The organism is Agromyces terreus (assembly GCF_009749465.1).
In the GTDB taxonomy this organism is placed as follows: domain Bacteria; phylum Actinomycetota; class Actinomycetes; order Actinomycetales; family Microbacteriaceae; genus Agromyces; species Agromyces terreus.
Genome location: NZ_WBIS01000001.1, coordinates 472,523 through 498,379 on the forward strand (window position 1 = coordinate 472,523; position 25,857 = coordinate 498,379).

The window sequence follows — 25,857 nt, forward strand, 5'->3', positions numbered from 1 at the left end:
GCCGGCGCGGCGGCGGCCCGACGTGCGCCCGACTAGGCTAGGGGGGCCATGTTGGATCTTGACCTCACGCAGGAGATCGCCGCGCTGCGCTCCACCTTCCGCGATATCAGCGCCGTCGTCGACGTCGAAGCCGTCCAGGCCGACATCGCCCGTCTGTCCGAAGAGGCCGGCAGGCCGGACCTCTGGGACGACCCCGCCGCCGCGCAGAAGGTGACGAGCGCGCTCAGCCACCGGCAGTCCGAGCTGAAGCGCATCACCGAGATCGAGCAGCGCCTCGACGACCTCGACGTGCTCATCGAGCTCGCCCTCGAGATGGACGACGAAGACTCCGCCGCCGAAGCCCGGCAAGAGCTGGCCTCGCTCGAAGAGGTCATCGGCCAACTCGAGGTGCAGACCCTGCTCGACGGCGAGTACGACCCGCGCGGCGCCGTCGTCACGATCCGCTCGGGCGCCGGCGGCGACGACGCCACCGACTTCGCCGAGATGCTCATGCGCATGTACCTGCGCTGGGCCGAACGGCACAAGTACCCGGTCAAGGTCATGGACACGAGCTACGCCGAAGGCGCCGGCATCAAGTCCGCGACGTTCGAGATCGACGTGCCCTACGCCTACGGCACCCTCTCGGTCGAGGCCGGCACGCACCGCCTCGCGCGCATCAGCCCGTTCGGCTCCGCCGACAAGCGCCAGACCAGCTTCGCCGCCGTCGAGGTCATCCCCGTGATGGAAGAGGCGGTCGAGGTCGAGATCCCCGAGAACGACATCCGCGTCGACGTGTTCCGTTCCTCCGGCCCCGGCGGCCAGTCGGTGAACACGACCGACTCCGCGGTGCGACTGACGCACATCCCGACCGGTCTCGTCGTCTCGATGCAGAACGAGAAGTCGCAGATCCAGAACCGCGCCGCCGCCATGCGCGTGCTGCAGACCCGGCTCCTGCTGCTCAAGCGCGAAGAGGAGGCCGCGAAGAAGAAGGAGCTCGCCGGCACCATCACCGCGAGCTGGGGCGACCAGATGCGTTCCTACTTCCTCTACGGCCAGCAGCTCGTGAAAGACCTGCGCACCGGGTACGAGGTCGGCAACCCGGCCTCCGTGTTCGACGGCGACCTCGACGGCCTCATCGCCGCGGGCATCAAGTGGCGCAAGCGCAAAGACGACGACTGAACCGCTGAGCCACCCGGCGCCGAGGGCCACGCGTCCCGATCCGCGGGCAGCGATACCGATTCGCGGTGTCGCTGCCCGCTTTTGCGTGGCGGCTGCCTAGGCTCGAACGCGATGATCCGCTTCGACTCCGTCACCAAGACCTACCCCGGGCAGGCGAAGCCCGCGCTGAACGACATCGGCGTGGAGATCCTCCGCGGCGAGTTCGTGTTCCTCGTGGGCGCCTCGGGCTCCGGCAAGTCCAGCTTCCTGCGGCTGATCCTCAAAGAGGAGAAGCCGTCGAAGGGCACGATCCACGTGCTCGGGCAGAACCTGGGCTCGATCTCGACCCGAAAGGTGCCCTACTTCCGGCGCGATCTCGGCGTCGTGTTCCAGGACTTCCGGCTCCTCCGCGACAAGTCGGTCTACGAGAACGTGGCGTTCACGCTGCGGGTCATCGGCAAGTCCCGCGGATACATCCACTCAGCGGTGCCCGAGACGCTGAAGCTCGTCGGCCTCGACGGCAAGGGCAAGCGGATGCCGCATGAGCTGTCGGGCGGCGAGCAGCAGCGTGTCGCGATCGCACGCGCGATCGTGAACAAGCCGCAGATCCTGCTCGCCGACGAGCCCACGGGCAACCTCGACCCCGTCACCTCCGCGGGCATCATGACCCTCCTCGAACGCATCAACGCGGGCGGCACGACCGTGGTGATGGCCACGCACGAGGCCGGCATCGTGAACGAGATGCGCCGACGCGTCATCGAGCTCTCGGGCGGCGACATCGTGCGCGATGAGCGTTCCGCCGGCTACGGTTCCGTCGACGGCACGCTGCCCGCGGAGGACGAGGCGGCCGACGTGCCCGACGACATGATCGCCGCCGCCGTCGACACGGCAGGCGTGGGCTCGACCGACGTCGACGCAGCGGCAGCTGCGACTGCGGCGGCCGCGACGGCCGCTGCGAACGCGCCCTCGGAAGCGGCCTCGGCGAAGCCCGCGAAGACCAAGCGCGCCGCCCGCGCGAAGAAGCGCGCCGAGTCCGAGGCGGTGCCCGTCGTGGCACCCGAGACCGAACCGCGCGAGCCCGTCACCGCCGCAGCGCCGAAGGTGACGCCCGAGATGATGCAGCAGAGCCAGCCGCTCTACGTCGAGCCCGAGGCATCCGATGAGGTGACGGATGCCGCGGCCGAGATCACCGCCGCCGCGACGGCGTCGATCGACATCCCGCGAGGCTCGGGCGGCGCCGACGGCGACCGGGCCGAGGCATCCGACGGAGACGACGCCGACACCGCGCCCGCGGCCGCCGACGCCACGGCGCACCTGACGCTCGCCGAGCGACTGGGGCTCCGCGCCCCGGGCGGGCCGCGCGAGGGCGACGAGGACCAGGAAGTGGGTCCGACGCGATGAGGTTCGGACTCGTGCTCGCCGAGGCGGGCAACGGCCTTCGCCGGAACATCACGATGGTCATCTCCGTCGTGCTCGTGACCTTCATCTCGCTGACCTTCGTCGGCACCGCGGCGCTGCTGCAGCTGCAGATCGGCCAGATGAAGAACTACTGGTACGAACGCGCCCAGGTGGCGGTCTACCTCTGCACCGGCCTCTCCTCGACGGCGAGCTGCGCCGACGGGGAGGCGACACCCGAGCAGAAGGACGCGATCGAGGCGCAGCTGAACTCGGACACCCTCGCGCCCTACATCGACGAGTTCTACTTCGAGGATCACGATCAGGCGTACGAGAACTTCCAGAAGCAGTTCGAGGGCACGCCCGCGGCCGACTACGTCACGCCCGAGGTGCTCAACGAGACCTTCTGGGTCAACCTCGTCGATCCGTCGCAGTCCGATGTGCTCGTCGAATCGCTCGCAGGCATGCCCGGCGTCGAGGGGGTCGTCGATCAGCGACGCTATCTCGACCAGATCTTCGACGCGCTCAATGCCGCGAGCTACACGGCGATCGCCGTTGCGGCCATCATGCTGGTCGCCGCGGCGCTGCTGATCGCGACGACGATCCGCCTGTCGGCGTTCTCGCGCCGGCGGGAGCTCGGCATCATGCGACTCGTCGGCGCGTCGAACCGGTTCATCCAGACGCCGTTCGTGCTCGAGGGCGTGTTCGCCGGACTCATCGGTTCCCTGCTCGCGGGCGGGGCGGTCGTGGCGATCGTGCACTTCTTCGTGCAGGGCTACCTCGCCGACAACCTCTCGTTCACGTTCGTCGACGTGGGCGACGCGCTGCTCGTGGTGCCGCTGCTCGTGGTCGTCGGCGTGCTGCTCGCCGCCGTCTCCGCGGGCATCGCGATCACGAGGTATCTGCGGGTCTGAGCCGCGCGTCGGCAACCGTCCCGAGTGCACTAGAGTGAAAGGCTGCTCCGGATGCCCCGGGGCACCCGGTGGTCGGTCCGAGCCCGATCCGCAGACGAGAAGGAGTGCGCCGTGCCCAGGGAACGCGGTCAGCAGGTGGTGGCGACCAACCGCAAGGCGCGCCACGACTACACGATCGAGGACACCTACGAGGCCGGCATCGTGCTCTGGGGCACCGAGGTGAAGTCGCTGCGCGAGGGCCGGGCGTCGCTCGTCGACGGCTACGCGTTCATCGACGGCGGCGAGATGTGGCTCGACGCGGTGCACATCCCCGAGTACACCGAGGGCACGTGGAACAACCACGCGCCCCGCCGCAAGCGCAAGCTGCTCCTGCACAAGCAGGAGATCGTGAAGATCAGCCACCGCACGGCGCAGGGCGGCTACACGCTCGTGCCGCTGCGCATCTACTTCTCCGACGGCCGGGCCAAGGTCGAGATCGCGGTCGCCAAGGGCAAGCGCGAGTACGACAAGCGGCAGGCGCTGCGCGAGAAGCAGGACAAGCGCGAGGCCGACCGGGCCATCTCGAGCCGGCGCAACCTCGGCGACTGACCCGGGGCGCCGTTCGCGGCAGTCTCCCAGACGGCTCGCGCGAGCCGCGGAGTAGGCTCGTCGCGATGGACATCGCGACTCGAATCCCCGTGCCCGGCACCTTCAACTTCCGCGATGTCGGCGGTCTGCCCGCCGCCTCCGGCACCGTGCGCGACGGCGTGCTCTTCCGTTCCGACGGTCTCTCCCGCCTCGGCGAGGCAGGCCGCCGCAAGCTCACCGAGCTGGGCGTCGGCATCGTGATCGACCTGCGCGACGAGCAGGAGGTCGAGCGCATGCCCGACGACATCGACGGCCTCGGCCTCGAGGTGCTGCGATTGCCGGTCTTCGAGGGCTCGGGGGCCTCGCAGGGTGCGGCGGGGGTCTCGCTGGAAGAGCTCTACGAGCGCATCGTCACCAAGCACGCGTCCGTCGTGGTGGCCGCGGTGCGCGAGATCGCGTCTGCCGGCGATCGGGCCGTCGTCGTGCACTGCACCGCCGGCAAGGACCGCACCGGCGTCGTCGTCGCGCTCGCACTGCTCGCGGTCGGCGTCGATCGCGAGTCCGTCATCGCCGATTACGCGCGCACCGAAGCCAACCTCGCGGGCGAGTGGCTCGAGGAGATGGTCGGCCTGATCGGCCGCTACGGCGTTCCCGACACCCCGGCGCTCCGCACGCTCATGGGCGGCAGCCCCCGTGAGGCCATCGAGGGCGTCATCGAGTCCGTCGAGCGTGCGAACGGGTCGGCGCGCGAGTACCTGCTCGCCAACGGCCTCACGCTCGCCGAGTTGTCCGCCCTCGAAGGCTTGCTCATCAGCCCATCCGCGAACTGACCGCGGAGGGCGAGGCGCGGTCGACGGTCCGCACTGCGTCCACCGCATCCACCCGTGGATCCGGCCGGGAACCGGGCGGCCGTCAGACCGGCATCCGCTCGGGCAGCGCACTCGCGCGATCGAAGAGACGCTCGAACACGATGCTCCGGTCGAACTGCAGGGCGTGGGCGCGGGCCGCCGCCGCACGCTCGGCCCGCTCGCCGGGCGAGAGCGCGAGCGCGGACTCGATGGCGTGCGCGATCGCGTCGGGGTCTTCGACGGGCACGATCGTCGCATGCTCGCCGACGGCCTCGAGGATGCCGCCCGTGTCGGTCGTGATGACGGTGCCGCCGCCCGCGAGCATCTGCTCGGCCAGCGCGATGCCGAACGTCTCGACGAACTCGGGTCGAGGCTTGCTCGGCAGCGCGTAGGCGGCGCAGCCGGCCATGAGGAACGGCTTCTCGGCGTCGTCGACGTCGTCGAGGAACACGATGCGGTCGGCCATCGGCGACGCCGCCGCCTGCTCCCGCAGTTCCTCGGCCTCGGGCCCGCGGCCCACGATCACGAGCTTCACCCAGGCGTCGACGGCTGCGCGCTCGAACCCGCGGATCAGGTCGTCGACGCCCTTCGCGCGGACGAGGCGCGAGAGGAAGAGCACGTACCCGTCGCGTTCGAGGCCGCGCAGCCCGAGCGTGGCCTCGATGACGGCGTCGTCGAGGTCGAGGTACGCCGACGTGTCGATGGCGGGGTACGAGATGCCGATGCGGGCACGGCACTGCTCGGCGAACGCCGTGCCGTGCGCAGCGTCGATCTCGGCGGACGACGACACGATGAGGTCCTTCGTGTACTGCGACACCGCGACGAGGTGGTCCTGCGAGAGGTAGCTCGAGAGCACGTGCGCCGCGGCGCCGAAGCGGCCCTCGTCGACGCAGGAGCGCACCACGTTCGTGACATCCGACCCCACCGCCTCGGCGATGGTCGTGACGTTCACCGGCAGGCCGGTGTTCCACGCGGCGCGCACCGCGTCAGCCACGGCGATCGTGTGCGGGCTCAGGTAGAGCGACAGGCACACCGTCGGCACGCCGTCGGTGAACAGCTCGATCAGGCGGCCCGTGAGGCCGGCGACGTACCGACCGTCGGGCACCTTGTAGTCGCCCACCGGTGCCGGCCGCTCGACGATGATGCCGTCGCTGTACGGCAGCATCGTGTCGAGCGGTTTCAGCGGCAGGCCGGTCGCCTCGAGGCGCTCGATCGGCCAGGTGACGATGCGCACCTCGTCGAACCCGCGACGGATGGCGACCTCGGCGAGGTTGCGCCCCTCGACGGAGTGGCCGCAGATCACGGGGTCGGCGCGGTTGACGATGACGAGGCGGTTGCGAGGCGTGCTGCCCATGACGAATCCTTCCTTCGGTGCTGGAGCGATGCCGGGTCAGCTCGGAAACGAGGGCGGGCGGGCGTTCGTGCCCCACGCGCTCGGCTCGGGTCCGAGCTCGATGCGTAATCGGCCCCCACGATGCACCTCGTCGCCGCGCAGCCATGTGCGGTCGATCGGGTCGCCGTTCAGGGTCGCGGCCTGCACGTACTGCGGCGGGCCGTCGCGTCGCGGCTCGACGAATCCGGTCGTCTCGATCTCGAGCTCGCCCCCGCCCATCGCGATGCGGCTCTCGGCGAAGGCCGGGGCGTTCAGCAGGAACCGGTTCTGCCCGGCCACGGGGAACAGCCCGAGCGACGCCCAGACGTACCAGGAACTCAGCCCGCCGGAGTCGTCGTTGCCCGGCAGCCCGCCGCGGCCCGTGCCGAACTGCTGGTGCACCGCCGCATGCACGACCTCGGCCGTGCGATCGGGGCGCCCGGCGTAGTGGTACGCCCACGGCGCCTCCATGTCGGGCTCATTGTTCAGCCCCTCGAACCGGCCGAGCGCGTACCCCGCCGCGAGTTCCTCGAGCGAGGGGCGGATGCCGGGTTGCACCACGGGTTCGGCGCCGAAGCCGAAGAACGCGTCGAGCATGCCGACGAATGCGTCGTCGCCGCCCGCGAGGTCGATGCGCGATCGCATGTCGTGCAGCAACCGGAACGAGTAGTTGAACTTGCTGCCCTCGTAGAACGTCGAGTCGCGCAGGAGTCCCGTGGCGACGTCGAACGCGTTGATCCACTGTGCGGCGAGCGCGCCGAACTGTTCGACGAGCGCCCGGTCGCCGACTCGCTCGGCGACCTTGGCCGTGCACCAGTACCCGTGCGCGAGGTCGAGCGTATGGCTGATGGGCTCGGCGAAGCCGCGGAGCAGGAAATCCTCCCCGTAGGTGCGGCGGAGGTCGGCGTGCATGTTCACGAGCGCCCAGTCCCAGTCGATGCCGGGCAGGCCGAGCTGGCAGAGATCGGCGAGGAAGGTCTGCGCGAGGGCGCTGCCCTGCCGCGAGAAGCGGTCGCTTCCTCGCGCCATCCGGTATCCGATCGGGAAGTTGCCCTCCTCCTCGCAGATCGTGAGCAGTGCGTTGCCGAGTTCGACGGCGCGCTCGGGCACCAGCGCGGTGAGCAACGGCAACTGGGTGCGGTAGATGTCCCACATGGTCGACAGGTCGAAGACGAAGGGACCGTCGGCCGGCCAGAACGGGCTCTCGTCGAGCGCGAGGCACGGTTTGATGAGCGAGTGGTAGAGCGCGGTCGAGAAGACGGTCTCGCGGTCGGTGCTGGGTGTGTCGACCGTGATCGACTTGAGCTGCTTGCGCCAGACCTTGCGCGTGCGTTCGCGCCGCACCGAGAACCGCTCGCGGCCCTCGCCGAGGTCGGCGCGCAGGTTGGCCCTGGCCTGATCGATGCCGCGCAGCGAGAAGCCGATGCGCAGCTCGACGGTCTCGCCGGGTTCGCTCGGGCCCGCCCACATGAGGCCGAACGGGCGCAGCGTGGTCGGGCGGATGTGATCGAACGCGAGCCGGGTGCCGCCCGGCATGAGCCGCCGGTCGTACCAGAGCATCTGCCGCCACGAGTGGGCGTCGCACTCGATGTAGACGGCGAGCGGGGTGCCCTCGACGACGATCTCGCCCTGGGCGATGCCCGGCCCGATCGACTCGAGCCTGGCGCGCAGCGGGATCGTCTCGCCGTGGGGGATGCCGAGCCCGCCGAGCGAGAAGTCGATCACGATACGGGCGTCGCGGTGGCGCGGGAAGGTGTAGCGGTGGACCGCCGACTTCGGCCCCACGGTGAGCTCGCCGCGCACGCCGCTGTCGAGGGTCGCCGAGTAGTACCCGGGTTCGGCCGACTCCTCGCCGATCTCCCAGGTGCGCCCCAGAACGTCGAGCGGTTCGAGCATCGGGGTCACGCGGAAGTAGTTGTAGTACTTGCGGATGGCCCCGGTGCCCGACTGCTGGAAGTGCGTGAATCCGGATGCCACGGACCGGTCGTGGATCATTGTCGGCACCCCCTCGGTGATGAGGTCGTAGCGGCCGTAGCCGGTCGGGTAGGCGCCCGAGTACGCGCATGCCGAGACCATCCCGAGGGGGTACGTGGCACCGGGGTGGGTGTTGCCCACCTGCGGCTTCGGCCACCACCACCTCGCCGCGAGCCCGGTGGCCGGCGGCAGCGTCGTCACCTCGGTGCCGATGAACGGGTCGACGCGGCCCGTCACTCGTGCCCCTCGGCTGCCCGACGGTCGGCGGGTCCGCCGATCCGCAGCTCGTCGCCCTGCTCGGTTCTCATGTGTGGACGTTACGTCGCCCCGCGCGTCGGTGGGTTACGGGCGTATGAATGATGACGGTCGGATGTCGGTGGCATCCGGCGTCCTCGGGAATGACACCGCCTCGTCGGTGTTGTAGTCTGTAAGGCCGCGCAACCTCCGGGTTCGCGCGGGAGTTGGCAATTCCACAGCGTGCGACAACGGCTCGCCGAACCGGTACGACCGGGCGGTGTCCATGGGGATGATCGGTTTCGACATCGTCTGTGTACCCACGAGAAGCGGGCCGAGGATCCAGGGTTATCTCGTAAACGATCTCTGGAAAACAATAACTGCCAATAAGTCGCAGTCTGACTTCGCCCTCGCTGCCTAAGCGAGCTCGATAGTCCGTCAGCCCGGGTTCGTTTCCGCCCCGGTCGCTGGCGTCATTTAGGAAACTCGCTGTGCGTCGTCGCCTGAGCGACGTACGGGACTTTCTTCAGGCTGGGCCTGTCGACTTAGGTGCCTGTGGCAAAGGTCGGGGCCGAGCAGAACGCTTGCACAGGATGCGCCCGGAGAAGGCGTGGAAACTCAGCGATGGACGGGGGTTCAATTCCCCCCATCTCCACCATCGGCCGTTGTCGCACGTTGAAGCCCCGCGATCCCTCACGAGAGTATGGATCGCGGGGCTTTCGTTTGTCTTCGGAGCGGTAGCGCGAGACCGAATCGCCCACAAATCGCCAACAGGACTCTGTCCGCGACGTCGAGCGCCGTGGTGAATCACGAGTTCCCACCGGGCTGCGGGTTCGCGCGACGCAGATGCTTGCTCTGCAGGTCGTGAAGGCCAGATCGTCGGCGCGCATGCCGCGACACAACTGCTTGAGCGGGTCCTCGAGGAAGGTCGGGAACGGCACCAGCCGGCGCCCCCGGTTCTTCGGGGTGCCGAGCACGTGTTCCTTCGACCTCGATCGCCGCCCGCTGCACCTGGATCCGGTTTCTCGGGAGGAGGATGTCGCTCACGTGCACGCCGAACGCTTCGCTAGAGCGGAGGACGCAGTACGAGAGCACGAGGATCAGGGTCTTATGCGTGTCGTTGTCGGCCGCCTCGGCGAGGCCTACGACCTCGCTGTGGGTCAGGTAGCGCCGCGGCTTCTGCGACCGGTTCGGGGGTAGATTCTGAGCGCCGCGAGCGACGGCTCGAGGCATGCGTCCGACGCGCACAGCCGTGTCTAGGATGCCAGCGAGCACGCCGAGCACGCCGAGCACGCCGAGCACGCCGAGCACGCCGAGCACGCCGAGCGCGCGAAAGGCGACGCTTGCAGACCGTGGGCTTGCCGGGCTAGCGCTCCAGGTCGGTCGAATGCAGGAATTCTCCTGGCTTCAACGTCCGTCGAGGATCGAGGAACTTGGGCTGCGGAACACCGCGTCCCCAAGGGAGCCCGCAGTCGCTTGCAGTTCCTCTTGACGAATTGGCACGCCCACGATGCCCCCTTCGACCGATGTATCGGTCACATCGAGGATCCTGGAGTGAACGAGAACAGCGCGAAGAGTATTCGGCAGGGATGGCGGGATCCGCCGGAGGAACGGCCCGTTTGGTCCGCTCAGGGCCTAGGCGGGCGGCTGGATGCGCTGGTGGTCGCGTCGATAGAGCGTGGGGGTGGTCCCAAGCTGGTCCCTGTAGCGCTTGCGCATGCTCGAAGCCGAGCCGAACCCGCTATCGCGCGCGATCGACTCGAGGTCCAACGACGTCGTCTCCAGAAGGCGCCGGCTGGCGAGCATCCTTTGACCCGCGAGCCACTTCATCGGCGTGGTGCCTGTTTCCTGGGCGAACCGACGGGTGAAGCTACGTCGAGACATGTGCGTGTGGTCGGCCAGTTCAGTGATGGAGAAGTCGGTGCTGAGGTTGCTGCCCATGTACTCGAGGACGCGCGCGATGCCGTCCTTCGTGTCTCGTGGTACCGGGCGCTCGATGTACTGGCGCTGATCTCCGTCTCGAACCGGCGCGACGACCATGTGGCGAGCGAGAGTGTTCGCCGCCACCGTTCCCAGTTCCTTGCGGATGATGTGCAGCGATGCATCGACGCCGGCCGCGGTGCCAGCGCTAGTGATCAGGTTGCCGTCCTCGACGTAGAGCACGTCCTCGTGCACGCGGGCGGACGGGTGACGCGCCCGAAGCTCATGGATGTACTTCCAGTGCGTCGCGCAGTCTCTGCCGTCAAGCAGTCCCGCTGCCCCCAGAATGAAGGCTCCGGAGCAGATGCTCAGAATCGTCTTGCCCTCGGCATCCGCGCGCCGGAGAGCGGCGAGCAGTTCAGGGGGATAGTTCGTCCGTAGAGATGCTGCGGGCACGGCGATCAGGTCGGCGTCATCGAAGATCGACAAGTCGAACTCCGGCGTGATCTGAGGTCCGGCCGCAGTTGTCAGCGGTACGCCGGCTTCAACTCCGCACACGCGGAATTGGAAGTCTGGGATATCGGGGTCGTTGCGTCGTCCACCGAAGACCTCGCAGATCACTCCGAATTCGAACACGGCGAGCTGGTCGACGATGGGTACCGCGATCGCGTTGAGCACGCTGCCAGCCTATGCACTGACGAGCACAGTTGGCCGTCTCTGCGCTAAAAGTGGCCTCACCCGACCCCCGCGACGCTGTGCATTCCGTTTTGCTTGAGAAGCGATCGCGAGAGCTGCGGCGCATAGTCGGTTGGGGGAAGCCGTGGCAAAGAGTGGATTTCACGAGGAAGCATCCGGGAACTCTCGCTTCTGTTTCATGTCCGGCCAGACTCGCTAGGTTGTGACTGTGCTCGAGGGGAGAGAAAGCGGACGCCTGAGGTTCGTCATCGTCGCCGTGGTCGTGGCACTGATTGCGGCGATGGTCCCCGTGGTCTCCACGGCCGCGCCGATCGCGCCCTTCGCCGCCCGGTTCTCGGCCGATGACAACGGCACGATACGCATCTTCGGCAACAACCTCCTGTCGTGTCCGACGTCCGACTCCCGGTGCGCGGGTGCGCGAGCGGGCACGACGAGCCTCAACAACAATTCCTTCGCGATGACAAACCTCGATACCGACGGGGTGGCAGGAACGTTCAACTCGTCGTCGGCGACGGTCGCCGGCCCCGCGGGCTCCGAGGTTCTCTGGGCTGGACTCTACTGGGGAGCGCGGTTGTCGCGCGGCACAGGCGGTGAGATCGGCAGCGGTGCGCGTCAGCAGATGTCGCTGCGGCTGCCCGGAGCGGGCAGTTACCAGACCGTCACGTCGCAGGTGGGGTTCGGCCCGACAGTCGGCGACCAGGCGTATCAGGAGTTCGCCGATGTCACGGCCCTGGTCCAGGCTGCCGGTCAGGGCGTGTACTGGGGAGCGAACGTGGTGGCGGGGACAGGGGAGGACCGCTACGCCGGATGGTCGCTCGTCGTGGTGTTCCGTGCTCCGAGTCTGCCGCTCCGAAACCTCACGGTGTTCGATGGGTTCGCCGATGTCGGCCGAAACGAACCTCAGCAGGTCGTGCTCTCGGGCTTCCGCGTGCCGGTGAACGGTCCGGTCGACACCCAACTCGGGATGGTCGCCTACGAGGGCGACTTCTCGACGTCGGGCGACAACGCCCGACTCAACGAGACGCTGCTCTCGACGACGCCACTCTCGCGCGGCAGCAACTTCTTCAACGGCACCAATGACGACAACGGCACGAGCGTCGCGTCCCGAACGCCCGCCCACGTGAACATGCTCGGCTACGACGTCAAGAACCTCCCCGCGAACGGCATCCCGAACGGTGCGACGAGCGCGACGCTCTCGTTTGAGAGCACTGGCGACCGGTACTTCCCCGGTGTCGCCACCACAGCAATCCGCTTGTTCGCGCCCGACTTCACCACGAGCACCAAGACCGTGGTCGATCTGGCAGGCCGCAACCCGGGCTTTCCCGGCGACGAGCTTCAGTACACCCTCACATACCCCAACACTGGGCAAGATCCCGCTGTCGACGTGACCATGACCGACACGCTTCCACCCGGCACGACCTTCGTGTCCGCGACGCCGTCGAGCGGCTCGTGTGTGGGGGCAGGCTCGGTCGTGGAGTGCGACGTGGGCACGATTCCCGTTGGCGGAGTGTGGTCGGCGACCGTCCGCGTGCTCGTGGGTCCGGATGCGGGCGGTACGACGCTCCGGAACGCCGCGGTGCTCGACTACACGGCGCAGACCCTCGATCGCGACCTCACGTACGTAGTCGCGCCTGCGGAGATCGCGATCTCCGCTCAGGCAGACCTCTCGGTCGACAAGACGATGGAGCCCGACCCCGCATTCGCCGGCGGCGAGGTCACGGCGACGATCGTGGTGGCCAACGACGGTCCGAACAGCGCGCGGGACGTGGTGGTGGAGGATCGGCTTCCTGTCGGCGCTGAGGTCGTCTCGATCGACGCCGAGCAAGGTTCGTGCGACGAACGGGCAGCGGTCGTCACGTGTGCGCTCGGGTCGCTGGCAACCGGGGCTGTGGTCACCGTCACCCTCGTGCTCGCGACGCAACCGGACACCACCGCAGCCTCACTGGTCAACGTGGCCTCGGTCTCGTCGCCCACAGCGGATCCTGACTTGGGCGACAACACCTCGGGCGCGAGCGTGGCGCTTACACGGGCGGCCAACCTCGTCGTGACGAAGGATGCCGCCGACACCGAGGTCGTGCCCGGCGCGACGACGAGCTACACGATCACAGTCGTCAACGATGGCCCCTCGTCGGCCGACGACGTGGTGATCGCCGACGCGGTGGGCGACGAACGCCTCATTCTCACCGCGGCGAGCCTATCTGGGGCCACCTGCACCTTCGCGGCGTCCGCGGCGACGTGCGAACTGGCCGCACTCGCTCCCGGTGCCTCCGCCACCATGACGGTCGAGGCGCGGCTCTCGCCTGACGCACCCGGAGCACTCGCGCTCCTCAACACGGCCACCGTCTCCTCGGCGACTGCCGACCTCAACCCCGATGACAACGTGGCGACCGCCACCGTCAGCGCCGCCGAGCCCTCGGCCGACGTCGCTGTCGAGAAGTCCGTCGGCGACATCGTCGCCGGCGGCCAGGCGACCTACACGGTCGAGGTCGTCAACGTGGGGCCCTCCACGGCGTCCACTGTCGCCCTCGAAGACGTCCTTCCCGACGGATTCACTGCGGTGCGAGCGATCTCGAGCCGCGGTACCTGCGAGATCGCCGCCGCGGTGACGTGCGACTTGGGCGATCTTCCCGGCCCCGATGGATCCGGAGTGGTCTCATCAGCCACGATCACGATCGTGGCCGATGTCTCTCCGACGCAGCCCGCGGAGGATGTCTCCAACACGGCATCCATCGAAACCGCGACGGCCGACCCCGATTCCACCGATGACGCCTCCACAGCCACTGCGACCGTGCAGGCGGTCGCCGACCTCGCCGTCACGAAGAGCGCCGACCCCGTGCAGCCGGCTGCGGGAACCGATGTCACGTTCACCGTCGGCGTGACCAACCGCGGCCCCTCCGCAGCCGCCGACGTGGTGCTCACCGACTCTCTGCCCACGGGGCTGGTGCTCGCAGCAGTGAACCCTGGTGCGGGCATTGCCTGCTCGGCGGCCGGGACGACCCTCACCTGCGATGCCAGGAGCCTCGACGTCGGCGCGACTGCGACGGTCGGCATCGTGATGACGGTGCCGCCCGATTTCGATCTCGACGCCGGCGCGGTGAACACCGCATCCGTGGCATCGGCTGCAACCGACCCCGCCCCCGCGAACGACGAGGCATCGGCCACCATCACGTCTCGTGCCGTGTCGGATCTGATCACGCTCAAATGGGACACCACCCAGGCGCCCACCGAGCCCCCGCGCACGTTCGTCGCTGGAGAGGAGGTGACCTACTACGTCGCGGCGGGAAATCTCGGGCCGTCCGATGCGTCCACCGCGGTTGTGACCGACGTGCTGCCCGTGGGCGTCACCTTCGTGTCATCGATTCCGGAGTGCGCGTTCGCGGCTCCTGCGACGGTGAGCTGCGCCCTACCCGACGTGCCCGTCGGCTTCGCGGCCGTGTTCCCGATCGTCGTACGGCTGGACGCCGACCTCGAACCGGGGGCGCTCCTCACCAACACCGCGTCTATCACGCTCACCGACCCCGAGCGGGTGGACCCGGTCTCCGACAACAATGTCGCCGCCCGCACGAACCCGGTGGTTGTAAACGCCGACCTGGTCGTCTCGAAGCAGACGTACTCGCTCGATCTGCCCGAGTTCACCGTCACGTCGCCCGCGGCTGCACCGGCCGGCGCCCAGTCGGGCTACGCCATCGACGTGCGCAACGACGGTCCCTCGGTCGCGCGTGACGCCGTACTCGTGGACTCATCGACGTTGACACGCTTCCACGTCAACCAGGTGCGGGTGATCCGCGATGGTGTCGCGGAGGACATCACCGCGCAGTGCTCGTCGAGCGGCGGAGACCTGCAATGCCCGCTCGGCGATATCCCGCCTTTCGCGCCGGGTGAACCGTCGTGGTTGGTGCAGGTGGACGGCATGACGCTATCCGACGCCGTTGCCGGCGAGTACGTCAACACAGCTACCGTGACCTCCGTGACCCCCGACGGCGACCCGTCCGACAACGAGTCGCAAGCGCCCATCACGGTCACCGATCCTGTCGCCACGCTCTCGATCACCAAGACCGCGACCGGAATGGCTGATGTCGACGGCGACGGCGACGCGGATGTCGTGCCCGGCGGCAGCTTCGCCTACGAGATCGAGGTCGCGAACGTGCTCGACATCTCCCGCGAAGGCGCGGCGGATGCACCCGACACCGTCGTCACCGACACGCTGCCCGAGGGGTTCGTCGTCGAGGCAGCGTCAGCGACCCAGGGGGTGTGCACGATCACCCCGCCCCGCACGGTATCCTGCGACCTCGGCACTGTGCTGGGCCCCGGTCGCATGCCCGAGCCACCGCCGGTGCAAATCACGCTCTCGGGGAGGACGCTCCCGTCGCTGGCCGGCACCCCCAGCGTGGTGAACACGGCCTCGGCTGCCTCCTCCATCGCGGCAACGGTGAGCGCGGAGGCCGCGAACGACGTCGTTCCGGTCGCAGACCTGTCGATCGTGAAGGTCGCCGACGCTGAGGAGTTCGCCGCCGGAGGAACCGCGGGATTCAGCCTCGTCGTCACCAACGCGGGGCCGTCCGACGCGGTCACGATCGAGGTCGGAGATCTCTTCCCGGCGGAGTTGACGTTCGAACCTGAGGCGTCGGAACCCACCTGCACACCCGCAACACAGGATGGCACGGTGTTCGTGTCGTGCGGGATCGGCACACTCACCGCGGGCGAGACCCGCACAGTGAGGGTCGGAGCCTCTATCGACCCGGCCCAGTCGCCCGCCGAGGTGGTGAACGTCTCGGCTGTTTCGTCACCGACGACGGGGGATTACGACTTCGCCAACAACCGGTCGGATGCGCCCGTGCGGATCGTGCAGTCGGCCGACCTGGTCGTGACGAAGACGGCCGATGCCGCATCCCAGGCCGCGGGCGAGTCGGTGACTTACACGATCGGCGTCACGAACACGGGGCCGTCGGACGCGTCCGCTGTGGAGATCGTCGACACGGTCCCGGCGGGCACGATCTTGAGCTCGGTCGGTGTATCCGAGGGGCTCGTCTGCACGGACGACGGCGCGACCGTCACGTGCGCCCTGGCGACGCTTCCATCGGGTGCCTCCGCGACCGTCACGATCGTCGTCGACCTGCCCGAGACTCTTGAGCCGGGGCCTGTCACGAACGTCGTCGAGGCCTCCTCCGACACCCCCGACCCCGACGAGTCGAGCAACACTGCGAGCGCGACCGTCGATGTCTTCGTCAACGCCGACATCGCGGTGAAGAAGTCAGTGCTCACTCCGACGCCCACGGCTGGCCGGCCCATCTCCTTCGCGATCGACGTGGTCAACAGCGGCCCCCAGGCTGCGCCGCGGGTCGTCGTGAGCGACTCGCTCGTCGATGGTCTCGTCTTCTCATCGGCCACGGCCGCCGGCGGAACCTGCCAGGTTACCGCCCCGGAGGGCATCCAGATCGTCACGTGCGAGATCGCGTCACTCGCGGTCGGAGACTCGGCTCGAGTCGTGGTCACTGCGGTGCCCGAAGCCACCGTCACCGAGATCGTGAACGGCGCGTTCGTCGGCTCTGCGGCGCTCGACGCCGCAAGCGATGACAACTACGACGAGATCTCGGTCACGGTCGCACCTGAAGCGGGCGACGGCGGCGAGACCCCACCGCCCGATCCAGGTGCCCCACCGCCCGCCGGCGGCGACGGCGGCGAGATACCAGCGGGCAGCGGACTTCCTCCGACCGGTGTGCCGTGGCCGCTGCAGGCGCTTCTCTGGGGGATCGCGCTCATCGCGGCCGGAGTCCTCTTCTCCGTCCTGCGTGCGCTGGACGGGATGCGCCGACGCGGTGAGCTGCAAGGCTGAGCGACGTCACCCATCCGTGCCGCGATTGTGTCGCAAAGGTCGCCAGTTTCAACACCTCGCGAGCGTCTGGCCGAGTCTGCGCTCACATTGGCCCACCTCGGGGGCGCCAGAAGGCTTTTCCCGTTTTGATTGAGGTGTCTGTTGTCGCAACACGCGCGGCTCCGTAGGTAGGGGACAGCATGACAGGAAAGTTCGAGGCCCATAAGGACGTGGCGGGGCAGTACCGTTACCGGCTAAGGCGAGGAATGGACAAATCATCGCCGCTTCGGAGGTATACAACGCAAAGGCCAGTGCACTGGATGGCATCGAATCCGTTCGCGCGAATGCCGGCGCACGCGTCGACGATCTCACCTGAATCGGCGCCTGACCGTGGACTTCGCCCAGGCGGAAAGAGGAATCCGCACGCTCATGAACGGCTATTTTGACGTACTGCATACCCAGGACATCGATCTGGTCGACCGAGTGTCCCACCGAAAGTGCCTGCTGTACTCCGCCCAGGGCGGAGAACTCAGCGTCCGACCATTCCCTGAGTATCGGGAGATTGTGCGGAGACGAACCTTGCCGGCGGCACTTGGTCGGGAACGCCCAGGACGACATCTTGTTGTTCGACCAGGCTTCGCCGACCCTCGCCTTCCTGAAGCCCCAACTTCAGATATTCGGCGGCGTCATGCAGGACTGCCTCAACCTCGCCTTCGTCGACGGCCAGTGGCGGGTGGTCGCCAAACTGGGGGAGAAGGTCGCCGCCGACTTGGAGGCAACGCCCGTGCGCGCTGGTGCCACCGGCGCAGGATGGCGTAGTTGATGACGATGAAGGCGGCTCGATCTGCGCGGTCACTCCGCGCCCATCCGACATTTGCGACCACTCTCTGGCCCTGGTTGCGCATTCTCGCGGCCCTAATCGTAATTGCGGCGGTCGTGGCGCAGCTCGGAGCTTCGATTGCGAAGGCCGAGGAGCTCGGTCGCGATGTCGGTACGGTGGTCGCGAATTTTCTGAGCTTCTTCACCGTGCTGTCTAACGCGATGTCAGCAGCAGTGCTGTGTTGGGCAGGGGTGCACAGCCTGATCGACAAGGGCGAAGGTGCTCAGCCGCGCTCACTCTCGATTGCACTCGCCTGTGTCACGACTTACATGGTTGTGACCGGTCTTGTCTACAACGCCCTCCTGCGCAACGAGGCACTCCCTCAGGGCAGCGCCCCGCTTGTGCGCGGGCCGTTGATCGTCAGCCCGCTCACCGGTGAACGGCCGTGGTATCCCTACCCGTTCCTCAACCCCTTCACGGTGGGCGGCTGGGGTTGGGTGCTCGTCTACGTCGCTGTGACCGCCGCGGTCGTACTTGCGGTCGGGCTGCTGGTCGTCGCGTGGACCCGTCGGGACTCCGCGCTGTCAAAGCGGGACGCGACCGTGAGCGAGCGTTAGGAGCGAGACGGGCGTCTGAGGTCGAGGGCAGGTCGGTCAGTCTCGGACTCGAGTTCAACTTCGAACGCTTGGCGCGGCATCCGATCTCATAGTCGGCGCGCAAGGGCGGTGAGCCGGAGGGCTTGGCTTCCTTCTTGGCCAGGGTCCGCGAGCACGGAACGAACGCCGACCGAGTCTCGCGACGATGGCATTGTGCTCTACCGGATCGCATCCACAGTCAACTTGGCCCCGCTCAAGTTCATCGCGCAGGACATGGCCGCGAGCGCGAGCACCTCGACGCGCACCATGGTCCGGGCGCGGCATCGCGAGTTTGCTGGTGCTGCCGACCCGAGCGGCGTAGCTCTTGGCCGAGCGAGACACCCGAGCGGCCGAATCGTAGAGCTGTCCGGTCCCCGATCTCGTCCGATTGGATGTCGAGAATCGCCTCCGTCGGATCGCCCATATGTCGCCCGCGTCTGCTGTGAATGTGGGCGAATCCTCGTGCATGTTCCTGTTTGCGCATGCCCTTGGCAGCCACAGGATTACGCGGTCTTCGATGCCGAACGTCGATCATTCATATGCCCCAATTCCCCCCATCTCCACCATCGGCCGTTGTCGCACGTTGCAAATCGAACGCGAACGGCCGTCCCTCGGGGCGGCCGTTCGCGTTTCCGGTGCGGGTCGGCGCGGCGCAGGTCCGCCGTGCCCGTCGCCGCGACCGGTCACCGTGACTCACACAGCGTCGATGCGCCTGAACCTGGGCACCGCCGCGCCGCCGACCTCGACCGACTCGACGAACATCCCGGCCGGGCGGATCCAGACGCCGTGCTCGCCGTAGAGGGCCCGGTAGACCACGAACCATTCCTCGGTCTCTGAGTGGCGGGCGAGCTCGAGCACCTCGTATCGGTTGCCCTTGTAGTGCTCGTAGAGCCCGGGTTCGATGTCGGGCGCGGGGCCGGTCATGCGCGTCCGTCGAGGTGCGGGAGCACCGCCGTGCCCAGGAGCTCGACATGCTCGAGATCACGTTGGTCGACGGTCTGCAGGTACACGCGGTCGGCGCCGAGCCCGCGCAGGCGTTCGATCTTCTCGATGGCGGCCTCGGGCGTGCCCGCGACGTTCACGTCGGCGAACTCGTCGGGGTCGGCGTCGATCGCCGCGAGTCGGCGGAGGTAGGTCGCATCGTCCTCGGCCACGACGGTGGGCAGCGCCACCGACAGCTTCAACGTGGCCGGGTCGCGATCGATCGCCTCGCAGGCCCGCCGGACGCCGTCGAACTTCGCGGCGACGACGTCTTCGCCCTGGAACCCGATGTTGAACTCGGTCGCGAACCGCGCGGCCAGCGCCGGCGTGCGCCTCGGACCGCCGCCGCCGACGATGACCGGCACGGGGCGCTGCACGGGCCGGGGGAGCGCGGGGGCGCCCGCGAGCGTGTAGTGCTCGCCCGAGAAGTCGAAGGAGCCGCCGTCGACCGTGCCCCAGAGCCCGGTCACGATCGCGAGCTGCTCTTCGAGCATGCCGAAGCGCTTCTCGGGGAACGGGATGCCGTACGCGCGGTGCTCTTCGGCGAACCAGCCCGTGCCGAGTCCGAGTTCGGCCCGCCCGCCCGACATCTGGTCGACCTGGGCGACCTGGATCGCGAGGATGCCCGGCACGCGGTACGTGACCGAGGAGACGAGCGTGCCGAGGCGAATGCGGCGGGTCTCGCGGGCCAGCCCGGCGAGCGCGGTCCAGGCGTCGGTCGGCCCCGGAAGCGGGTCGCCGCCGCCCATGCGGAGGTAGTGGTCGGAACGGAACCAGCCGTCGAAGCCGAGCCGTTCGGCGGCCTGCGCGTGGGCGAGCTGTTCGTCGTAGCTCGCGCCCTGCTGCGGCTCGGTGAAGAGGCAGACCTCGAACGGTCGCCGGTCGGTCGAATCGGTCATGCGTGCTCCTGGTTCTTCTGGATCGGTGCAGACGGTCGGTGCCGCGATCGGATCAGCGAGGGGCGTCGGATGCCGCGGCGCCGGCGATCGTGCTCAGTGCGGCCCCGTGCAGCAGGCCGTTCGTCGCGAGCGCCGAGCCGTGGGCGTGACCGGGTGCGCCGTCGACCGAGGTGAAGACGCCTCCGGCCTCTTCGACGATCGGGACGAGCGCGGCGAGGTCGTACTCCTTCACGTCGAACTCGCCCACGATGTCGACGAGCCCCTCGGCGAGCAGCATGTACGACCAGAGGTCGCCGTAGGCGCGGTCGCGCCAGACGGCTTCGCCGAGTGCGAGCAGTGCGGGCAGGCGGCCCGCGTCGCGCCACTGCGCGATGCTCTGGAAGCTCAGCGACGCGTCGGCGAGGTCGGCGACCCCAGAGACCCGGATGCGGCGGGCAGCCGAGTCGTGTCCGGCGGCTCGGCCGGATGCGGACCGATCGTTCGCGCCCCCGGTGTTCGTCCAGGCGCCCTGGCCTCTCGCCGCCCACCAGCGGCGGTCGAAGGTGGGCATCGATGCGACGCCCACCACCGGCTCGCCGTCGATCGCGAGGGAGATGAGCGCACCCCACACCGGCACGCCGCGGAGGAAGTTCGAGGTGCCGTCGATCGGATCGATGATCCACTGCCGGGAGCCGCGGTCGTCGCGGCCGTACTCCTCGCCGAGGATGCCGTCGGCCGGGCGCGCCTCGGAGAGGCGGTCGCGCAGCGCCCGCTCGACGGCGAGGTCGGACTCGGTCACGAACGTGCGGTCGGGCTTCGTCGCGATCTCGAGGTCGGCGGATCGGAAGCGTTCGAGCGCGATGCGGTCGGCGAGGTCGGCGAGTTCGAGCGCGAGCTCGAGGTCGTCGAGGAGTTCGCGGCGGGGCGTGCGCTCGCTGGGCGTGGGGTCGGTCACGCGATTCAGGCTATCGTTCGGGCGCGACATCCGTCCGTCGGCCTCGATTCGCGCAAGTCGCCCTCTCCTGCTAACGTTGTCTCTCGGCCCGGGGTGATGAAAATCGCACGGGGCCATGCACCTCTAGCTCAATTGGCAGAGCAACTGACTCTTAATCAGTGGGTTCTGGGTTCAAGTCCCAGGGGGTGCACGATCAGCCCCGAACCTCTCGCCAGGTTCGGGGCTTTTCTCTTGCCACGGGCGAAGCCCCGGACCTCGCGCGAGGTCCGGGGCTCCATCGGTTCGTGCGCCCTGAGCGGGGCGATCGATCAGTCGCGCTCGGCCTTCAGGTCCCGACCGTGCACGAGGATCGCGAAGATGACGAGCACGTCGATCGTGATGACGATGATCGCCCACCACGGTTGGGCCGGCAGCAGGAGCAACTGCCCGATCGCGCTGAGCGCGGCGGCGATGACCGCGATCACGCGCGCCCAGGTCGCTCCGGTCAGCAGCGCGAGGCCGGCGAGCAGCAGCACCGCGCCGATGATGACGTTCCACCAGCCCCATCCGGTCAGGTCGAACAGGAACAGCGTCCCGTCGGCCACGACGTAGTAGAAGTTGGACCCCCAGAGGGCGACGATTCCCTGCAACAGGCTGAACACGCCGTTGAGGATGAGGATCGCGGCCGCGAAGGCCACCCATCCCACCCAGCCCGACATCGTCTTGGTCTCGCTCACGCGGTACTCCGTTCCTTCTCTTCCTCCGATTCCCGACGGGCGGCGCCCGCCGGGGTCCTGCTGCGCGACGGACTCAGTCCCGTTGCGATCCGACCTCCTGGATGAACAAGGTCTGCGCCGCGATCATGCGCTCGATCTCGCCGGGGTCGACGGATTCGTCCGAGGCGTGGATGCGGGACTGCGCCGTGTCCTCGGCGCCCCAGAGCACGATCGCACCGTCGGGGGCGACCTTCTTCAGCGACGCGACCAACGGGATCGACGCGCCGCTGCCGATCGACTCGACCGGCGCACCGTAGGCCGCGGTCAGCGCGTCGTTGGCCGCGATGATCGCCGGGTGCCCTTCATCGACCGCGAACGGCTGGCCGACCTTGACCTTGGCGACCTCGACCTCGCAGTTCCAGGGGCGTTGCGACCGGAGGTGGGCCATCAGCGCGTCGAGCTGGGCGTCGCCGTCCGAGCCGGGGACGATGCGCATGGAGAGCTTCGCGGTCACCTCGGGCAGCAGGACGTTCGAGGCCTCGGCCGTGTTCGGCAGATCCATGCCGAGCACCGTCACCGACGGCTTCATCCAGATCCGGTCGGAGAGGGAGCCCGATCCGAGGAACTCGACCCCCGGCAGGATGGACGAGCCGTCGCGGTAGACCTCCTCGTCCATGTCGGCGCCGGCCCAGGTCCCGCTGTCGACGCCCGGGATGACGGTGTCGCCGTTCTCGTCGTGGAGGGTGTCGAGGATGCGGATCATCGCGGTCATCGCATCGGGGGCCGCGCCGCCGAACATGCCGGAGTGCACGGGATTGGCGAGCGTGCGCACGGTGACCGTGCACGCGACATCCCCGCGGAGGGCCGTCGTCAGGCCGGGGCGTCCGACGCGTTGCGGTCCGATGTCGCCGATCACGTAGGCGTCGGCGGCGAACAGGTCGGGGTTCGCCTCGACGAACGCCTCGAGATGCGAGATCGTCTCCTCCTCGCCCTCGACGAGGATCTTCACACGGCAGGGGCGATCGGGGCCGAGGAGCTTCAGCGTGCCGTAGTGGATGACGAGGCCGGACTTGTCGTCGGCCGCGCCTCGGCCGTAGATGCGGCCGTCGTCCTTCGTGACGGGCTCGAAGGGCTCGCTCGTCCACCCCTGGCTCTTCGGCGCGGGCTGCACGTCGTAGTGGGCGTAGAGGAGCACGGTGGGGGAGCCCTCGGGGCCGGGCAGGTCGGCGTAGACGCACGGGTACCCGTCGGGCACGTCGAGCAGGCGAACGCCGGTCGCACCGGCGGCTTCGAACAGCTCGACCACGGCGGCGCCCATCGCGTGGACGGGCTCGGGGTCGAAGCCGGGGAACGCGACCGACGGGATGCGGACGAGCGTCTCGAGCCGCTCGATCACCTCGGGCATGAGCTCCGCGGCGGCCTCCTTGATCGACTGGGGGTCGGACATGTGCTTCCTCCTCTGTGGGGTGGGTCTGGGGAGTGCGCAGCCGAGGCGGCGCGCGCTCCGCTCGAACGGATCAGGCCGGGATGAGGAGCTGGAAGACGAGGCCCGACAGCACGACCGCGACCCACGAGACGAGCATCGGGATCGTGAAGGAGTGCCAGACGGGCACCTGGGTGAGCTTGGTCGAACCGGTGAGGTCGGTCTCGACCGAGGCGATCTGGGAACCGTTCGCCGGGAAGAGCCAGACACCGATGAGTGATGGCCACATGGCCGTGATGACGCCCGGCCCGAGGCCCGCGGCGAGTGCGATCGGGATGAGGGTGTTCGTGGTCGCCGACTGGCTGGTCGTGAGGCCGGCGACGACGAACAGCGCGACCGCGAGCAGGAGCGGGTTGGCCTCGATCATCGCGCCGAGCGGCTCGATGATCGTCTCCTGGTTCGCCGCGATGAACGTGTCGGCCATCCAGGCGATGCCGAAGAGCGCCACGGCGGCGACGAAGCCCGCCTTGAGGAGCGGCTGCTCCACGACCTTCGCGGGCTTGACCTTGCGGGCCAGGATGATCACGAGCGCCACGGTGAACATGATCATCTCGATGACGGTCGACATGCCGATCGGCACGGGTTCGCCCGACTCGTCGGGGAACGCGGGGCGGAGCGCCGGGAACAGGCCGAAGAGCACGATGAGCAGCGTGCCCGAGACGAAGATCCAGGCCGAGATCGCGCCGCCCTCGGGAACCGGGTGCTCGATGAGCTTCGGGCGGGCGGCGGGGGCGCCGTCGGCCGGGCCCGATCCGGCGGAGACGCCGACCTTGGCCTCGTACTCGGCGCGGAGCACGGCCGGGACCTCGACGGTGCCCTCCTTGACCCGGGCGAGGAACACGGGGTCGTCGAGGAGGTCCTTGCCGATGCGCTGCTGCACCAGCGAGGTGACGACGCACGCGACGAGTGCGGCCGGGACGGTGATGAGCAGGATCTGCGGCAGCCCGAAACCGGTGCCGTCCATGAGCACGAGATAGGCCGCCATCGCGGCCGAGACGGGGCTCGCGGTGATGCCGAGGCCCGAGGTGACCGTGGACGCCGCGAGTGCGCGCTCGGGCCGCTGCCCGTTGCGGTACGAGGTCTCGTAGATGACCGGGATGAGCGCGAAGAAGATGTTCGAGGTGCCCGAGAGCACCGTGAAGACGAACGCGACGATCGGCGCGACGTAGGTGAGCCGCTTCGGATTGCGCTGGATGATCTTCGACGCGATCGAGACGAGGTAGTCGATGCCGCCGGCCGCCTGCATCGCCGACGAGGCCGTGATCACGGCGATGATGATGAAGAAGGCGTCGATCGGTATGGAACCGGGCGGAAGCTGGAAGCCGAACACCAGGATCACGGTGCCGACGACGCCCCAGAGGCCGAGCCCCAGACCGCCGGTGCGGACGCCCATCGCGATCGCCCCGATGACGACGATGCCCTGCAAGACCACGAGCGCGATCTCCATCGCAACCCCCCAGTTCGACGATGCCCCGACAGGACCGCCCCCATCGGCGGTCGCTGCACTGTATCGCCGTTCGACGGCCGCAGACAAGGAGGCGCGCGCGGGGCATCCGACGTGTCGCGGCGAGGGTCGGGCGGATGCCGCGGGTCGCTACGAGTCGTTGCCGAGCGCCGTCAGCACGCGCGGCGCCGCGCCGCCGAGGTTCCAGGTCTCGGCGAAGCGCCCGAACGCGTCGAGCGCCGCATCGTCGAGCGGGCGGATGCTCGCGTCGAACGCGGGGAACCGGAGGTCGCGCACGACTTCGACGACGGTCGGGGCGACGTCGAGGTAGGCGGCGGCGTCGGTGATGCGCGCCCGCATGGTCGCGGACAGCGCCGTCGACGGATCGGCCGCGGCCGCCCGGATGCCGTCGAGGTCGACGAAATCGCGCAGCAGGCTCGCGGCGGTCTTCTCGCCGATGCCCTTGACCCCCGGCAGGCCGTCGGATGCATCGCCGCGGAGCGCGGCGAAGTCGGCGTACTGCTCGGGGAGCACGCCGTACCGGCCCACCACGGAGGCGTCGGTCAGCACCTCGAGCTTGCTCATGCCGCGCGCGGTATAGATCACGCGGACGCCGTGGGCGTCGTCGACGAGCTGGAAGAGGTCGCGGTCGCCGGTGACCACGTCGACCGGGACGCCCGCCCCGGTCGCCAGGCTGCCGATCACGTCGTCGGCCTCGTGCTCGGCCGCTCCGACGATGGGGATGCCGAGGATGCCGAGCACCTCGCGGATGAGCGGGATCTGCACGACGAGCGGGTCGGGCGTCTCTTCGACGTCGGGACCGGTGGTGAGAGCCTCGACCACGCGGTGCGCCTTGTAGCTCGGGATGAGCTCGACCCGCCAGCCGGGTCGCCAGTCGTCGTCCCAGCAGGCGACGAGCTGCGTGGGCTCGTAGTCGGTCACGAGACGGGAGATGATGTCGAGGAGTCCGCGGACGGCGTTGATCGGGGTGCCGTCGGCGGCCTTCAACGAGTCGGGCACGCCGTAGAAGGCGCGGAAGTACAGCGAGGCGGTGTCGAGGAGCATCAGGCGTTCGGTCACACCGCGATCCTGCCACG

The 25,857-nt window shown here is 68.7% G+C and carries 20 protein-coding genes, 1 tRNA gene, 1 other RNA gene and 1 pseudogene; 12 read left to right on the forward strand and 11 right to left on the reverse strand.

Annotated elements, in window-relative coordinates; all coding sequences use genetic code 11:
• Positions 1-48 precede the first annotated feature (48 nt).
• The 5 genes from prfB to GQQ92_RS02165 all read left to right on the forward strand — a co-directional run bounded on the left by prfB (position 49) and on the right by GQQ92_RS02165 (position 4,843).
• Entirely contained in the window at positions 49-1,158 is a 1,110-nt protein-coding gene (gene prfB / locus GQQ92_RS02145) for a peptide chain release factor 2 (RefSeq protein WP_156997578.1), read from the forward strand.
• Positions 1,159-1,269: 111 nt separating this feature from the next.
• On the forward strand, positions 1,270-2,538 hold the full coding sequence (gene ftsE / locus GQQ92_RS02150; RefSeq protein ID WP_156997579.1) for a cell division ATP-binding protein FtsE: 1,269 nt from the start codon (positions 1,270-1,272) through the stop codon (positions 2,536-2,538).
• The gene (gene ftsX / locus GQQ92_RS02155) at positions 2,535-3,446 is read left to right on the forward strand and encodes a permease-like cell division protein FtsX (RefSeq protein ID WP_156997580.1); all 912 of its coding nucleotides are present in this window, start codon (positions 2,535-2,537) and stop codon (positions 3,444-3,446) included. Before ftsE ends, ftsX begins: the two co-directional genes overlap by 4 nt.
• Positions 3,447-3,557: 111 nt before the next feature.
• Positions 3,558-4,034 carry an SsrA-binding protein SmpB gene (gene smpB, locus GQQ92_RS02160; RefSeq protein ID WP_156997581.1) on the forward strand — a complete coding sequence of 159 codons (477 nt, stop codon included), beginning with the start codon at positions 3,558-3,560 and terminating at the stop codon, positions 4,032-4,034.
• Between the two features lie 65 nt (positions 4,035-4,099).
• A complete protein-coding gene (locus GQQ92_RS02165; protein WP_156997582.1) occupies positions 4,100-4,843 on the forward strand; it encodes a tyrosine-protein phosphatase in 744 nt (247 codons plus the stop codon).
• Between the two features lie 82 nt (positions 4,844-4,925).
• Here GQQ92_RS02165 and GQQ92_RS02170 read toward each other — a convergent pair whose 3' ends face one another.
• A complete protein-coding gene (locus GQQ92_RS02170; RefSeq protein WP_156997583.1) occupies positions 4,926-6,215 on the reverse strand; it encodes a glycosyltransferase family 4 protein in 1,290 nt (429 codons plus the stop codon).
• 36 nt (positions 6,216-6,251) lie between these two features.
• Complete coding sequence (locus tag GQQ92_RS02175) at positions 6,252-8,444, reverse strand: glycoside hydrolase domain-containing protein (RefSeq protein WP_156997584.1); 2,193 nt, start codon at positions 8,442-8,444, stop codon at positions 6,252-6,254.
• A gap of 285 nt (positions 8,445-8,729) precedes the next feature.
• Here GQQ92_RS02175 and ssrA point away from each other — a divergent pair.
• Positions 8,730-9,099, forward strand: a transfer-messenger RNA (tmRNA) gene (ssrA, locus tag GQQ92_RS02180).
• Between the two features lie 149 nt (positions 9,100-9,248).
• On the opposite strand, the gene GQQ92_RS02185 is transcribed toward ssrA, so the two are convergent.
• Positions 9,249-9,761 (reverse strand): site-specific integrase, encoded by a 513-nt coding sequence (locus GQQ92_RS02185; protein WP_156997585.1) that lies wholly within the window; start codon positions 9,759-9,761, stop codon positions 9,249-9,251.
• 315 nt (positions 9,762-10,076) lie between these two features.
• Positions 10,077-11,039, reverse strand: a complete 963-nt coding sequence (locus GQQ92_RS02190; protein WP_156997586.1) for a GlxA family transcriptional regulator — start codon at positions 11,037-11,039, stop codon at positions 10,077-10,079.
• Between the two features lie 475 nt (positions 11,040-11,514).
• Here GQQ92_RS02190 and GQQ92_RS02195 point away from each other — a divergent pair, with 475 nt between their 5' ends.
• The 5 genes and pseudogenes from GQQ92_RS02195 (at position 11,515) to GQQ92_RS02210 (ending at position 18,306) form a co-directional block, all read left to right on the forward strand.
• A complete protein-coding gene (locus GQQ92_RS02195; protein WP_197738038.1) occupies positions 11,515-16,890 on the forward strand; it encodes a DUF11 domain-containing protein in 5,376 nt (1,791 codons plus the stop codon).
• A gap of 256 nt (positions 16,891-17,146) precedes the next feature.
• Positions 17,147-17,245: a DUF1508 domain-containing protein gene (locus tag GQQ92_RS16715; RefSeq protein WP_232057509.1), complete on the forward strand. Its 99-nt coding sequence runs from the start codon at positions 17,147-17,149 to the stop codon at positions 17,243-17,245.
• 14 nt (positions 17,246-17,259) lie between these two features.
• Positions 17,260-17,463 (forward strand): annotated as a pseudogene (locus GQQ92_RS16980) (nuclear transport factor 2 family protein); the annotation flags it as partial.
• 25 nt (positions 17,464-17,488) lie between these two features.
• Entirely contained in the window at positions 17,489-17,692 is a 204-nt protein-coding gene (locus tag GQQ92_RS16720) for a hypothetical protein (RefSeq protein WP_232057436.1), read from the forward strand.
• On the forward strand, positions 17,692-18,306 hold the full coding sequence (locus tag GQQ92_RS02210) for a Pr6Pr family membrane protein (RefSeq protein WP_232057437.1): 615 nt from the start codon (positions 17,692-17,694) through the stop codon (positions 18,304-18,306). Before GQQ92_RS16720 ends, GQQ92_RS02210 begins: the two co-directional genes overlap by 1 nt.
• Before the next feature lie 711 nt (positions 18,307-19,017).
• Here GQQ92_RS02210 and GQQ92_RS02215 read toward each other — a convergent pair.
• From GQQ92_RS02215 to GQQ92_RS02225, 3 genes are read right to left on the reverse strand one after another with little or no spacing between them, the layout of a single operon-like run.
• Complete coding sequence (locus GQQ92_RS02215) at positions 19,018-19,248, reverse strand: DUF1653 domain-containing protein (protein WP_156997589.1); 231 nt, start codon at positions 19,246-19,248, stop codon at positions 19,018-19,020.
• Positions 19,245-20,204 carry an LLM class F420-dependent oxidoreductase gene (locus tag GQQ92_RS02220; RefSeq protein WP_156997590.1) on the reverse strand — a complete coding sequence of 320 codons (960 nt, stop codon included), beginning with the start codon at positions 20,202-20,204 and terminating at the stop codon, positions 19,245-19,247. Before GQQ92_RS02220 ends, GQQ92_RS02215 begins: the two co-directional genes overlap by 4 nt.
• A gap of 52 nt (positions 20,205-20,256) precedes the next feature.
• On the reverse strand, positions 20,257-21,168 hold the full coding sequence (locus GQQ92_RS02225; protein ID WP_156997591.1) for an inositol monophosphatase family protein: 912 nt from the start codon (positions 21,166-21,168) through the stop codon (positions 20,257-20,259).
• Positions 21,169-21,255: 87 nt separating this feature from the next.
• Between GQQ92_RS02225 and GQQ92_RS02230 the strand changes: the two genes are divergently transcribed.
• A tRNA-Lys gene (locus GQQ92_RS02230) sits at positions 21,256-21,328 on the forward strand.
• 118 nt (positions 21,329-21,446) lie between these two features.
• Here GQQ92_RS02230 and GQQ92_RS02235 read toward each other — a convergent pair.
• From GQQ92_RS02235 to GQQ92_RS02250, 4 genes are all read right to left on the reverse strand, one after another.
• Complete coding sequence (locus GQQ92_RS02235) at positions 21,447-21,854, reverse strand: DUF7144 family membrane protein (protein WP_156997592.1); 408 nt, start codon at positions 21,852-21,854, stop codon at positions 21,447-21,449.
• Between the two features lie 73 nt (positions 21,855-21,927).
• Positions 21,928-23,280, reverse strand: coding sequence for a M20/M25/M40 family metallo-hydrolase (locus GQQ92_RS02240; RefSeq protein WP_156997593.1), 1,353 nt, complete (start codon positions 23,278-23,280; stop codon positions 21,928-21,930).
• A 70-nt stretch (positions 23,281-23,350) separates the two neighbouring features.
• The gene (locus GQQ92_RS02245) at positions 23,351-24,763 is read right to left on the reverse strand and encodes an anaerobic C4-dicarboxylate transporter (RefSeq protein ID WP_156997594.1); all 1,413 of its coding nucleotides are present in this window, start codon (positions 24,761-24,763) and stop codon (positions 23,351-23,353) included.
• Positions 24,764-24,910: 147 nt separating this feature from the next.
• On the reverse strand, positions 24,911-25,840 hold the full coding sequence (locus tag GQQ92_RS02250) for a 5'-3' exonuclease (protein ID WP_156997595.1): 930 nt from the start codon (positions 25,838-25,840) through the stop codon (positions 24,911-24,913).
• Between the last annotated feature and the right edge of the window lie 17 nt (positions 25,841-25,857).

Coding starts and splice junctions, on each gene's coding strand:
- prfB (WP_156997578.1), top strand. CDS start 49: ATGTTGGATCTTGACCTCACGCAGGAGATCGCCGCGCTGCGCTCCACC.
- GQQ92_RS02225 (WP_156997591.1), bottom strand. CDS start 21,168: ATGTCGCGCCCGAACGATAGCCTGAATCGCGTGACCGACCCCACGCCC.
- GQQ92_RS02245 (WP_156997594.1), bottom strand. CDS start 24,763: ATGGAGATCGCGCTCGTGGTCTTGCAGGGCATCGTCGTCATCGGGGCG.
- ftsE (WP_156997579.1), top strand. CDS start 1,270: ATGATCCGCTTCGACTCCGTCACCAAGACCTACCCCGGGCAGGCGAAG.
- GQQ92_RS02215 (WP_156997589.1), bottom strand. CDS start 19,248: ATGACCGGCCCCGCGCCCGACATCGAACCCGGGCTCTACGAGCACTAC.
- GQQ92_RS02220 (WP_156997590.1), bottom strand. CDS start 20,204: ATGACCGATTCGACCGACCGGCGACCGTTCGAGGTCTGCCTCTTCACC.
- ftsX (WP_156997580.1), top strand. CDS start 2,535: ATGAGGTTCGGACTCGTGCTCGCCGAGGCGGGCAACGGCCTTCGCCGG.
- GQQ92_RS02210 (WP_232057437.1), top strand. CDS start 17,692: ATGACGATGAAGGCGGCTCGATCTGCGCGGTCACTCCGCGCCCATCCG.
- GQQ92_RS02240 (WP_156997593.1), bottom strand. CDS start 23,280: ATGTCCGACCCCCAGTCGATCAAGGAGGCCGCCGCGGAGCTCATGCCC.
- GQQ92_RS02170 (WP_156997583.1), bottom strand. CDS start 6,215: ATGGGCAGCACGCCTCGCAACCGCCTCGTCATCGTCAACCGCGCCGAC.
- GQQ92_RS02165 (WP_156997582.1), top strand. CDS start 4,100: ATGGACATCGCGACTCGAATCCCCGTGCCCGGCACCTTCAACTTCCGC.
- GQQ92_RS02195 (WP_197738038.1), top strand. CDS start 11,515: ATGACAAACCTCGATACCGACGGGGTGGCAGGAACGTTCAACTCGTCG.